General features: G+C 61.5%; 7 protein-coding genes. 4 read left to right on the forward strand and 3 right to left on the reverse strand.

The genetic code is table 11. From position 1 onward, the window contains the following. Positions 1 to 2 precede the first annotated feature (2 nt). Both OK411_RS04955 and OK411_RS04960 read left to right on the forward strand, forming a co-directional pair. Complete coding sequence (locus tag OK411_RS04955; protein ID WP_110603480.1) at positions 3 to 1,736, forward strand: PTS fructose-like transporter subunit IIB; 1,734 nt, start codon at positions 3 to 5, stop codon at positions 1,734 to 1,736. A 175-nt stretch (positions 1,737 to 1,911) separates the two neighbouring features. Further along, a complete protein-coding gene (locus OK411_RS04960; protein ID WP_264364520.1) occupies positions 1,912 to 3,453 on the forward strand; it encodes an alkaline phosphatase D family protein in 1,542 nt (513 codons plus the stop codon). Between the two features lie 119 nt (positions 3,454 to 3,572). Here OK411_RS04960 and OK411_RS04965 read toward each other — a convergent pair whose 3' ends face one another. Together OK411_RS04965 and OK411_RS04970 are read right to left on the reverse strand one after the other, a co-directional pair. Beyond that, positions 3,573 to 6,101 (reverse strand): sulfite reductase flavoprotein subunit alpha, encoded by a 2,529-nt coding sequence (locus OK411_RS04965; protein ID WP_264364526.1) that lies wholly within the window; start codon positions 6,099 to 6,101, stop codon positions 3,573 to 3,575. Positions 6,102 to 6,336: 235 nt separating this feature from the next. Beyond that, on the reverse strand, positions 6,337 to 8,658 hold the full coding sequence (locus tag OK411_RS04970; RefSeq protein ID WP_264364521.1) for a TonB-dependent receptor: 2,322 nt from the start codon (positions 8,656 to 8,658) through the stop codon (positions 6,337 to 6,339). Between the two features lie 207 nt (positions 8,659 to 8,865). Between OK411_RS04970 and OK411_RS04975 the strand changes: the two genes are divergently transcribed. Then, positions 8,866 to 9,546, forward strand: a complete 681-nt coding sequence (locus tag OK411_RS04975) for a Fe2+-dependent dioxygenase (protein WP_264364522.1) — start codon at positions 8,866 to 8,868, stop codon at positions 9,544 to 9,546. Further along, positions 9,543 to 10,298, forward strand: a complete 756-nt coding sequence (locus OK411_RS04980) for a tetratricopeptide repeat protein (RefSeq protein ID WP_264364523.1) — start codon at positions 9,543 to 9,545, stop codon at positions 10,296 to 10,298. The genes OK411_RS04975 and OK411_RS04980 overlap by 4 nt, the downstream gene beginning before the upstream one ends. A 294-nt stretch (positions 10,299 to 10,592) precedes the next feature. Here OK411_RS04980 and OK411_RS04985 read toward each other — a convergent pair whose 3' ends face one another. Continuing rightward, positions 10,593 to 11,756: a type III PLP-dependent enzyme gene (locus tag OK411_RS04985; RefSeq protein ID WP_016771733.1), complete on the reverse strand. Its 1,164-nt coding sequence runs from the start codon at positions 11,754 to 11,756 to the stop codon at positions 10,593 to 10,595. Between the last annotated feature and the right edge of the window lie 345 nt (positions 11,757 to 12,101).

The following is a 12,101-nucleotide window of genomic DNA, read 5'->3' on the forward strand; positions in this document are numbered from 1 at the left end:
TGATGAAGTTAGCCATTGTTACGGCTTGCCCGAACGGCATGGTCACCAGTGTGCTGTGCGCGCGTCTGCTCGATGCAGCGGCGCAGCGTCAGGGCTGGAGCACCAGCGTTGAAGTGGTCGATCCGGCGCACCCGGAACGCGAATTGTCGGCGGCGACCATCGAAGCCGCCGAGTGGGTCTTGCTGGTCACCACTGGCGCGGTGGACATGAGTCGCTTCGTCGGCAAGCGCGTGTTCCAGATCGCTCCGGCGCAGGCGCTGCAGGATGTCGAAGCGGTACTGCGTCGCGGTGCTGAAGAAGCCGAAGTCTACGTGGCCAGCGCAGTCGAAGCGGCGATTGACGCGCCACGTGCGCCACGCATCGTCGCCATCACGGCCTGCCCGACCGGCGTTGCCCACACCTTCATGGCCGCCGAAGCGTTGCAGCAGACCGCCAAGCGTCTGGGCTATGAGTTGCAGGTCGAAACCCAAGGCTCGGTCGGCGCGAAAACCCCGCTCAGCGCAACGGCCATCGCCGAGGCAGACGTGGTGCTGCTGGCGGCGGATATCGACGTCGCCACCGAGCGTTTCGCCGGCAAGAAAATCTATCGCTGCGGCACTGGCGTTGCCCTGAAGCAATCAGAAGCGACCCTGAAAAAAGCGCTGGCCGAAGGCGCAGTGGAAAGTGCGGCAAGCGACGGCAAGGCTCCGGCCAAGTCGGAAAAAACCGGCGTCTACAAACACCTGCTCACGGGTGTGTCGTACATGCTGCCAATGGTGGTGGCGGGTGGTTTGCTGATCGCGTTGTCCTTCGTGTTCGGCATCACCGCGTACAAGGAAGAAGGCACGCTGGCGGCGGCACTGATGCAGATCGGCGGCGAAACCGCGTTCAAGCTGATGGTGCCGCTGCTCGCCGGGTACATCGCCTACTCGATCGCCGACCGTCCCGGTCTTGCGCCGGGGATGATCGGCGGCTTGCTGGCGGGCACTCTGGGCGCCGGATTCATCGGCGGGATCATTGCCGGTTTCATCGCCGGTTACGCCGCCAAAGCCATCGCTCGCTATGTGAAATTGCCGCAGAGCCTGGAAGCGCTGAAGCCGATTCTGATCATCCCGTTGCTGGCCAGTCTGGTCACCGGTCTGGTGATGATTTACGTGGTCGGCAAACCGGTCGCCGGCATGCTCGCCGCGCTCACCCAGTTCCTCGACAGCATGGGCACCACCAACGCAATTCTGCTGGGTGTGTTGCTCGGCGGCATGATGTGCGTCGACCTCGGCGGGCCGATCAACAAGGCTGCCTATGCGTTTTCGGTGGGGCTGCTGGCCTCGCAGAGTTACGCACCGATGGCCGCGACCATGGCCGCCGGCATGGTGCCGCCGATTGGCTTGGGCATCGCCACCTTCATTGCCCGGCGCAAGTTCGCCCAGACCGAGCGCGAGGCCGGCAAAGCGGCCTTCGTGCTGGGCCTGTGCTTTATCTCGGAAGGGGCGATTCCTTTCGCTGCGAAAGATCCGCTGCGGGTGATCCCGGCGAGCATCGCTGGCGGTGCGCTGACCGGCGCCTTGTCGATGTACTTCGGCTGCAAACTGATGGCGCCGCACGGTGGCTTGTTCGTGCTGGCGATCCCCAATGCGATCAACCATGCGCTGCTGTATCTGCTGGCGATCGTCGCGGGGAGTCTGGTCACGGCGGTGGTGTATGCGCTGCTCAAACGGCCTGAGGCTGTCGAGTTGGCGCTGGAGCCCGCCAAGGCCTGACCGACAACACCAAATCCCTGTGGGAGCGAGCCTGCTCGCGAAAGCGGAGTGTCAGCTGAAGATGTGGTAGCTGGCGGGACGCCTTCGCGAGCAGGCTCGCTCCCACAGGAGTCTGCATTGTCATAGCGGATTCATACACCCGTGCTTAAGTTTTCCCTTTTGCAGGGAGAACACCATGAGCGATTTCAATCTCGGTCGGCGTCGCGTCATGCAAGCGGTCGGCGCCGGGCTGTTGCTGCCGGGGCTGGCGCCGGCGGTGATTGCCTCGGTCAAGGATCGTCCGCAGCTCACCGACGGCGTGCAGTCCGGCGACCTGCTCGGCGACCGCGCGATGATCTGGAGCCGCAGCGATCGCCCGGCGCGCATGGTGGTGGAGTGGGACACCGGCAGCCTGTTCGGCAACCCGCGCAAATTCGTCTCGCCACTGGCCGATGCGCGCAGCGATTTCACCGCCCGCGTTGAGCTCACCGGCCTGCCGGCCAATCAGGCGATCTTTTATCGCGTGCACTTCGAAGACGCCCAGAGCGGCGTCGCCAGCGAACCATGGTTCGGCCATCTGCGCAGCGTGCCAACGACAAAACGCGACATCCGTTTTGTCTGGAGCGGTGACACTGTCGGCCAGGGCTTCGGGATCAACCCGGACATCGGTGGCATGCGCATCTACGAAGCCATGCGCCTGCGTCTGCCGGACTTCTTTATTCACAGCGGCGACACCATCTACGCCGACGGCCCGGTGCCCGCGCAACTGACCACCGAAAGCGGGCGCATCTGGCGCAATATCACCACCGAAGCCAAGAGCAAAGTCGCGCAGACTCTCGACGATTATCGCGGCAACTATCGCTACAACCTGATGGACGAAAATATCCGCCGCTTCAACGCCGAAGTGCCGCAGATCTGGCAGTGGGACGATCACGAAGTGGTCAACAACTGGTCGCCGGGCAAGCAGCTGGATGAGCGTTATCAGGAGAAAGATATCCACAAGCTGGTCGGCCGCGCGCGGCAGGCGTGGCTGGAATATGCGCCGATGCGTTTGCAAGCGGCGGACGGCGGCGGGCGCATTTATCGCAAGCTCAGTTACGGGCCGATGCTCGACGTATTCGTGCTGGATATGCGCAGCTATCGCGAAGCCAACGACGACAACCTCGGCGCGGCAAAACCGTTTCTCGGCCGCGAGCAGTTGGACTGGCTCAAGCGTGAATTGCAGGCGTCGACGGCGCAGTGGAAAGTCATCGCCGCCGACATGCCCATCGGCCTTGGCGTCCCGGACGGCGAGGTCAGCCCGGGCGTTGCGCGTTGGGAAGCCGTGGCCAACGGCGACCCCGGCCCGGCGCAGGGGCGTGAACTGGAAATTGCCGAATTGCTCGGATTTTTACGTGCGCAGCAGGTGCGTAATTTCGTGTTTCTGACGGCGGACGTGCACTACTGCGCGGCGCATCACTATCATCCGGACCGCGCGGCGTTTCAGGATTTCGAACCGTTCTGGGAATTTGTCGCCGGGCCGCTGAATGCCGGCAGTTTCGGGCCGAATCCACTGGACAAGACGTTCGGGCCTGAGGTGGTGTTCGAGAAAGCACCGCCCGCACAGAACACCTCACCGTTTGCCGGGTTTCAGTTTTTTGGTGAGGTGAATATTGAAGCGCAGAGCGGGGAGATGAGCGTGGTGTTGCGGGATCTGGATGGCATCGCTGTTTTCGAACAGAAACTCCAACCGGTCTGAGCAACGCGTCCCCTGTGGGAGCGAGCCTGCTCGCGAAAGCGGACTTACAGCCAACACCAATGTTGACTGTTAAATCGCCTTCGCGAGCAGGCTCGCTCCCACAAGGGGATGGTGTTGGGTCAGTAAACGTCCCGGCGATAGCGGCCCTGTTCGATCAGGCGTTCAACTTCGGCGCTGCCGAGGATATCGTTGAGGGCCTGGTCGACGCCTGAGGCCATACCTTGAAGGCTGCCGCAGATATAGATGACGGCACCATCTGCCAACCACTTCTTCAATTCATCCGCCGACTCACGCAAGCGATCCTGCACATAAACCTTCTCAGCCTGATCGCGGGAAAACGCCAGATCCAGCCGCGCCAGATCACCATTGACCAGCCACTCTTCGAGCTCGGCGCGGCAGAGGAAGTCGTGCTCGCGGTTGCGCTCGCCGAACAGCAGCCACTGCCGTTGCTGGCCGTCGGCAATGCGTGCCTTGAGCAGGCTGCGCAGGCCGGCCAGGCCGGTGCCGTTGCCCAGCAGGATCATCGGCACGGGTTCGTTCGGCAGATGGAAACCGCTGTTGCGCCGCACGCGCAGGCTGATGCTGCCGCCCACAGGCGCATGCTCGGTGAGCCAGCCGGAGCCGATGCCGAGGCTGCCGTCGTTGTGCTGTTCCTGGCGCACGATCAGTTCCAGCACGCCGTCAGCGGCAATCGAGGCGATCGAGTATTCGCGCATCGCCAGCGGCACCATCGCGTCGACCAGCGACTGCGCATGCAAACCGACCAGATGCGCGCGGTGTTCGGGCAATTGCCGTGAGGCGAGGGCCACTTCCAGTGGTTCGTCGATGCCGTTGACCTTCACCGGGGTTTCGCCACGAATGCCGAGGCCGTCGAGGAAATGTTCGATGGCCCACGGGCAGTTGCGTGGCAGCACTTCGACCAGGTCACCGGCCAGCCAACTGCGGGTGTCCGGGGCTTTGAGACCGAGCAGGTAGACCGGCGCGCCGCTGCTGTCGGGGTTAATCAGTTCGCGACGGACCAGCGTCCAGTTGTCGTAGCTCGGTGCTTGCCAGGTTTCGCTCGGCGCCTGTCCGGTGAGCTGGCCGAGTTGGGTTTGCCAGTGACGCAGCGCATAAGGATCGCCGCTGTCGACCTCCACCGGGGCGAACAGGGTCTTGCCGCCGTGTTCGCCGAGCCATTGATGCAAGCGCTTGGCGAAGCCGCAGAAGTGCGCGTACTGCCGATCGCCGAGGCCGAGCACGGCGTAGTTGAGGCTGTCGAGTGTCGAGGCCTTGGCCAGCACTTTGCGTTCGAAACCACGGGCGCTGTCCGGCGCTTCGCCGTCGCCGAAGGTGCTGACCACGAACAAGGCGTTGTTCGACTCACGCAGATCCTGTTCGCTCAGATTGGCCAGCGGCTGCACGTTGACCGGCAATCCGGCGGCCTGCAATTGTCCGGCGGTCTGCCACGCCAGTTGTTCGGCGAAACCGCTCTGGCTGGCGAAACCGATCAGCCATGCCGAAGCATCGGCGGACGGTTGTGCGAGACCTTGGCGGGCATCCTTGATCTGCTTTTTCTTGCGTCGACGGTCCAGATACAGCAGCCAGCCAGTGATGAAAAACAGCGGCATGCACACCGCTGCGATCGTCACGATGATGCGCCCGACGAGGCCGAAGTAGCTGCCCACGTGCAGCGCATAAATGCTGGTCAGCAGTTGGGCCTTGAAGCTTTTGTCGGCATAGCGGTCGACGCGTTTGACCACTCCGGTGGCCGGATCGAGGGTGATCTGATTCAGCGCGCGGTCATGGGGCGAGCTGTCGAGCAGATAGAACACCGTCGCCGGCTGGCCGGCCACCGCCGGCATGCGAATGTTGTACGCGGCCAGGCCCGGGCCGGCAGCGCTGTAGATGCTGCTCCACATCGCCGCGTAGTCGGCGGTCGGTGGCGGACCTTCCGGCGCCGGGCCGCGACCGCCACGTACGCGTTCGTTTTGCGGCGCGTCGGAAAGCAGTCGGGTCAGGCCTTTGTTGTACCACTCGTACGACCATGACAAACCGGTCAACGCCAGCAGCAGATAGACCAAAAGGCACCAGGTGCCGGCCACCGAGTGCAGATCCCAATTGAACGCACGGCCCTTCTTTTTCCAGTCCAGGGTCAACCACACGCGCCAGCTGTTCCACTGACGCGGCCAACGCAAATACAGACCAGAAAGGCAGAAGAACAACAGCATCAAGGTGCAGGCGCCGGTGATGTTGCGCCCGGTGTCGCCCATGGCGAGGAACCGGTGCAGTTGCAGCATCAGGCCGAAGAAATCCTGACCGGTGGCATCGCCCTTGAACTCGGCGGTGTACGGATCGAAGTAGCGCATTTCGCCACGCCGTTCGCCCTTGGGCGGGGTGAAGAATACCCGTGCGGCGTGACCGCTGTCGGTCTCGACCCAGAGCATCGCGACTTTCTTGCCGGAGGCGGCTTCGATGCGCTCCACCAGTTCCACTGGCGGCAGCACGCCGGCGACCTGCTTTTCCACCTGCAGAACGGACGGATTCAGCGCGCGCAGGATCTCGTCCTGAAACGAATAGGCCGCGCCGGTGATGCCCATCAGAGCCAGCACCAGCCCTGCGGTGATGCCAAAAAACCAGTGCAACTGGAACAGGGTTTTCTTCAACACGTCACTCGCCGTCCGTTCGAAAATTGTCATCACGGCGCGCATTATGCCGTGGGTTATCAAGAAGCGTTTTGCGTAACACACAAAAGCCCCGTTCAACTGAATGAACGGGGCCGAGCCTCGCGGCACATTCCCTGTAGGAGCGAGCCTGCTCGCGAAAGCGGTGTGTCAGTCAGCATCAATGTTGCTGAAAGATTGCCTTCGCGAGCAGGCTCGCTCCCACGGATTTTCACATCGGTCAGAAGTGGAAGTTGGTGCTCAACAGCGCCGTGCGGCCCGCCGCCTGGTTGGCGAAGTGGGTCGAGAAGGCTTTGTCGTAATAGGTTTCGTCGGTCAGGTTCTGCACGTTGAGTTGCAGGTCGACGTTCTTGGTCAGTTTGTAGGCCGCCATCGCGTCGTAACGCACGTACGAATCGACCATCGTTGTGTTGGCAACACTGCCGTAGACGTCGTCGACGTAGAACGCGCCACCACCGATCGTCAGCTTGGGCGTGACCTGATACGTGGTCCACAGGCTGGCGCTGTTTTTTGGCGTGTTCGGCAGATCGTTGCCGTCGTTGGCGCGACCCAACGGACCACCGTCAACCTGTTCGCTGTCCATGAAGGCGTAACCGGCGAAGACTTGCCATTTGTCGGTGATCTTGCCGCTGGCCGACAGTTCGAAGCCTTGTACGCGGGTCTTGCCGGCGTTCTCGTAGGAGCTGGTGTCGACCTGCACGCGAGCGTTTTCCTTCTCGGTGCGGAAGATGTCGGCGGTCAGCGACAGGCGATCATTGAGCAGATCCCACTTGGTGCCGATCTCGTAGTTCTTGGTGGTTTCCGGCTCCATGTCGCTGCTCAGCAGGTTGCCGCTGCGATCCGGGGTGCCGCCCAGCGGGTTGCCTTCCTGACCTTCGCCCAAAGTGTTGCCCGGCGGCGTCGCCGAGGTCGCATAAGAGGCGTAGATGCTGCCGTTTTCCGCCGGCTTGTAGACCACGCCGAACTGGCCGGTGACGAATTCGCTGGTGTCATCACCCTTGGAGGTGGTGGTCCCTGCGGCGTTGTAGGTTTTGTAGTCGGTGTCGAAGTGGTCGTAGCGCAGCCCCATGTTCACCAGCCATTGCTCGGACAACTCCAGCGTGTCGAACACGTACAGCGCGTAGGTGTCGGCCTGGGTGTCGGTGCCGGCGTAGTTGCGCGAGATCGCGCCGTTCCACGGATCGTTCGGGTTCGGGTTCGACAGCGAGGTGCAGTTGTAATTGCTCGAGGCGCCAATCATCGCCGGTGTGCAGTTGCTGCTGGAAGGCACATTGGTCGTACGCGGCGTGGTGTCGGTGTTGACGTTGTACGAGGATTTCTCGCTCTGCTCGCGGGTGTATTCGACACCGGTGGAGAAGCTGTTCTTGAAACCGGCCACGTAGAAGGTGCCGAACAGGTCGGTCTGGTTGGTGGTGGTTTCGGTGTTGCTCACCCGCGTGTTGGCCCGACGCCAGACGCTGCCGTTGTTGACGTTGCCCTTGCTGTCGTCCGGCTGGGTGAGGATGTAATCCTGCATGCTGCTGCCGTGGCGCAGGGTGTTCTTGATGGTCAGCGCATCGTTCAGGTCGTGCTCGATGGCGAAGGTCGCGGTGTCGGTGCGGCCCTTGCGGAAATCGCGATCCAGACCGTAGAAGTTGTCGTGATCGCCCCCGGCGTATGGCTTGTCCGGGTTGGACTTGGTGCGTGCGGCCGAACCACCGGTTGGGATGGTGTACGGGATGCCCGAGTCCGGGGTGTCGTTGCTTTCCAGATGGTAGTAGTCGAGGTTTACACGGGTATCGGTGCCCAGGCCGAAGGCCAGCGACGGCGCGATGCCCCAACGGTCGTAATCGACTTTGTCGCGACCGGCGACGTTGCTCTCGTGGCTCATCAGGTTGAGGCGGCCGGCAGCGCTGTCGCTGAACTGGTAGTTGCCGTCGAGGGTGTAGCGCTGGGTCTGGTCGGAGCCGTAGGTGAAGCCGCCGTCGAACGAGTTGCCCAGGTGCGCTTTCTTGCTCACCAGATTGATGCTGCCGCCGGCCGCGCCACGACCGCCAATCGCCGAGTTCGGGCCTTTGCTGACTTCGATGTTTTCCACGGCGAAGATCTCGCGGCTCTGCGAACCGGTGTCGCGCACGCCGTCCAGATAGGTGTCGCCCTGGGCGTCGAAGCCGCGAATGAACGGACGGTCGCCCTGCGGGTTGCCGCCTTCACCGGCGCCGAAGGTGATGCCCGGCACAGTGCGCAGCGCGTCCTGCATGTTCAGCGCGCCGGTGTCCTTGAGCAGTTGTTGCGGTATGACGGTGACCGAGCGCGGGGTGTCGACCAGCGGCGCGGTGTACTTGGGCGAGGAGGCTTTTTCGACCTGGTAGGACGTCGAGTCCTGGGCTTCGCCGGTGATGGCGGTGGCGTCCAGGGCGATGGCGTTGCCGGACGCTTTGCTGTCGGTTTTTTCCGCCGCGAAGACCATCTGCCCAGCGGAGCCGGCGGTGATCGCGACACCGATTGCCGAGGCGAGCAGACGTGGTGAACTGACCGGTAATTGTGCGTGTTGACGTGCCATTTTTATTCCCCTCCCCAAGGATTTGAGGCGGCGGAATATAGGGTAAACAGGTATTCGTATCAATTGCGAAACATTGTTATTCGCATTGAATTTACATTCTTTACAATTTGCCCTTACGGTTTCTGCTTGTTCATCCGTCTTGGGGGTTTTACACAGTCAATAAGAATCAATACCATTGCCGCCTTCTTGCCATCAGGTGACATCGCCATGCTGCTGCACATCCCCGGGCTGTTCGCAAAAGACGAAGTGCAGCGCATCCGCCTGGCCCTGGAGCAAGCGGATTGGGCCGACGGCAAGATCACCGCCGGCTTCCAGTCGGCCAAGGCCAAGCACAATCTGCAACTGCCCGAAGGCCACCCGCTGGCGAAGGAAATCGGCGCGGCGATGCTCGAGCGGTTGTGGACAAATCCGCTGTTCATGTCTGCCGCACTGCCGCACAAAGTCTTCCCGCCGCTAGTGAACTGCTACACGGCCGGCGGCAGTTTCGATTTTCACATCGACAACGCCGTGCGCCAGCCGAAGGGCAGCATCGAGCGAGTGCGCACCGATTTGTCGGCGACGTTGTTTTTCAGTGAACCGGAAGATTACGACGGCGGTGAGCTGGAAATCCAGGACACCTACGGCACGCAACGGGTGAAGCTGCCGGCCGGCGACATGGTGTTGTACCCGGGCACCAGTTTGCACAAGGTCAATGCGGTCACACGTGGTGCGCGTTATGCCTCGTTTTTCTGGACGCAAAGCCTGGTGCGCGAAGACAGCCAGCGCGCGTTGTTGTTCGAAATGGACGGGGCGATTCAGCAGCTGACTCAGGACGTCCCCGATCACCCTTCGCTGATCCGCCTCACCGGCACTTATCACAACTTGCTGCGGCGCTGGGTCGAGGTATGAGTTTTCAACTGCGTCGCGAGGAAATCCTCAGCGGCAAACAACTCAGTGCCATGCTCGGCGAAAGTCCGGCCCGTGCTGCGCAGGCGATTTTGCTGGCAGCGGGCGAGGGCGAAGTTGAAGCGCAGGCGTTGCTTGGGCAAATCCTGCTCGACGGCCAGGGCATCGCCCAGGATCAAGCGCTGGCGCTGCGCTGGTTCGGCATCGCTGCCGGGCGCGGGCATCTGATGGCGCGCAATATGCTCGGCCGTTGTCATGAGCAGGGTTGGGGCATTGCTGCGGATGCGTCGATTGCTGCGCAGCATTATCGGATCGCAGCGGAGGCCGGACTGGATTGGGCGATGTACAACCTCGCCAATCTGCTGGCGACCGGGCGCGGGGTGACGGTTGATCATCAGCAGGCGCTGGCGTTGTACCGGCGTGCAGCTGAGTTGGGCCATGCGAAATCGATGAACCTGCTGGGGCGCTATCTGGAGGAAGGGCAGGTGTGTCAGGCGGATCCAATTGCTGCACGCGAGTGGTATCGGCGTTCGGCCGAGGGTGGGGATTTTCGTGGGCAGTTCAGTTATGCCGCGGTGTTGGCGGCTGAGGGACGGGTTGATGAAACGGTCGATTGGCTGGAGAAAGCCTTGGCCGCCGGCAATCTGAATTTTCTGCGGGTGGCGAGCCAGACGCTGGCTGATGCGACAGGCTTGCGAATTCAGGCGATGGCTAGTCGGTATGCCGCTCGGTATGCAGAGTTGCAGCGCGGCTGAAACCGCCGAGCCCTCACCCTAGCCCTCTCCCAGGGGGAGAGGGAACCGACCGAGGGATGCTTGGGAGGTACGCCGACCTGCAATGGTTTTGCCGAATCCATAATCGCCAAGGTGGTTCAGGTCGATGTCGGACGGAAGACCACTCGGTCGGCTCCCTCTCCCTCGGGAGAGGGCTGGGGTGAGGGGCTATGGTATCTAGTACAAAAAACCTCCCCAGCCGAACACCCACAAAAAAGCCCACAAATTCGTGGGCTTTTCTCTTGCAGCTTGCAGCTCGAAACTTTCAGCTGCTCCTTAAACGTAAAACGACTTCAGCGGCGGGAAGCCATTGAATTCAACGGCGCTATAACTGGTGGTGTAAGCACCCGTCGACAACCAATACAGACGATCACCGATTGCCAAATTCAGCGGCAAACCGTATTTGTAGTTCTCGTACATGATGTCGGCGCTGTCGCAGGTCGGGCCGGCGATCACGACTTCTTCCATCTCGCCTTTCTTCTCGGTCCAGATCGGGAACTTGATCGCTTCGTCCATGGTTTCGATCAGGCCGGAGAATTTGCCCACATCGGTGTACACCCAACGCTCGACAGCGGTGCGCGACTTGCGCGCAACCAGTACCACTTCGCTGACCAGAATACCGGCGTTGGCGATCAGCGAACGACCCGGCTCGAGGATGATCTCCGGCAGGTCATCACCGAAGTCTTCCTTGAGGAAGCGGATGATTTCTTCGGCGTAGGTTTCCAGGCTGTTGGTGCGGGTGATGTAGTTGGCCGGGAAGCCGCCGCCCATGTTGATCAGCTTCAGGTGAATGCCGTCTTCTTCTTTCAGGCGTTCAAAGATCACTTTGACCTTGGCGATCGCCGCGTCCCAGACGCTGATGTCGCGTTGTTGCGAGCCGACGTGGAACGAGATGCCGTACGGCACCAGGCCCAGGTCGCGGGCGAGGATCAGCAGGTCCATGGCCATGTCGGTCTGGCAGCCGAACTTGCGCGACAGTGGCCAGTCAGCCGTGGTCGAGCCTTCAGTGAGGATGCGCACATAGACTTTCGAACCCGGTGCAGCCTTGGCGATGTTGCGCAGGTCGGCTTCGGAGTCGGTGGAGAACAGACGCACGCCCTTCTCGTAGAAGTAGCGGATGTCCTTGGATTTCTTGATGGTGTTGCCGTAGCTGATACGGTCCGGGCTGACGCCGCGATCCATGACCTTGTCCAGCTCGTAGATCGAGGCAATGTCGAAGCTCGAACCCTTGTCTTTGAGCAGGTCGATGATCTCGACGGCCGGGTTGGCCTTGACCGCGTAGTAGACCTTGGCGAATTCGAAACCGGCGCGCAGGTCGTCGTAGGCCTGGGCGATCATCGCGGTGTCGATCACCACGAACGGGGTTTCCTGTTTGTCGGCGAACGCCTTCATTTTGTCGAATGTAGCGCGCGCGAAATAGTCTTCGACCTGGATCGACATGCTGGGTGCTCCTATGGGCAAACTCGTAAAAACAATGGGTGCATGAACGCCCTCCGTATCCCCACTTTGGTTCGCCTACTTCCCAAGGCATTGCCGCCGAAAGCAAAAAGGCCCAGAGATGTGCGGTTATCCCTTGGCCTTGCTGTCTCGTCGTCAGTACTTGAGCCGGATGGATCGTTTCCAGCATGGACGTTCGGCGCGAACTTTAGGGCGTGAGGGGCGCGAGATCAACTAAAAATGTCGCGTTTTTGCACGCTTCTGACGTGCGTCGCGTTCATCACTCCTTCTACCCGACCGAGATGACGGGCAGATGTTCCCGGCGAATTTTCGAGTGTTAAACATATC

This window comes from Pseudomonas sp. RG1 (genome assembly GCF_025910115.1).
GTDB lineage: Bacteria > Pseudomonadota > Gammaproteobacteria > Pseudomonadales > Pseudomonadaceae > Aquipseudomonas > Aquipseudomonas atacamensis.

What these genes read in the sequence shown, in the direction of transcription:
- OK411_RS04970 (WP_264364521.1), bottom strand. Translation starts at nt 8,658, where the DNA reads ATGGCACGTCAACACGCACAATTACCGGTCAGTTCACCACGTCTGCTC.
- OK411_RS04985 (WP_016771733.1), bottom strand. Translation starts at nt 11,756, where the DNA reads ATGTCGATCCAGGTCGAAGACTATTTCGCGCGCGCTACATTCGACAAA.
- OK411_RS04975 (WP_264364522.1), top strand. Translation starts at nt 8,866, where the DNA reads ATGCTGCTGCACATCCCCGGGCTGTTCGCAAAAGACGAAGTGCAGCGC.
- OK411_RS04955 (WP_110603480.1), top strand. Translation starts at nt 3, where the DNA reads ATGAAGTTAGCCATTGTTACGGCTTGCCCGAACGGCATGGTCACCAGT.
- OK411_RS04960 (WP_264364520.1), top strand. Translation starts at nt 1,912, where the DNA reads ATGAGCGATTTCAATCTCGGTCGGCGTCGCGTCATGCAAGCGGTCGGC.
- OK411_RS04980 (WP_264364523.1), top strand. Translation starts at nt 9,543, where the DNA reads ATGAGTTTTCAACTGCGTCGCGAGGAAATCCTCAGCGGCAAACAACTC.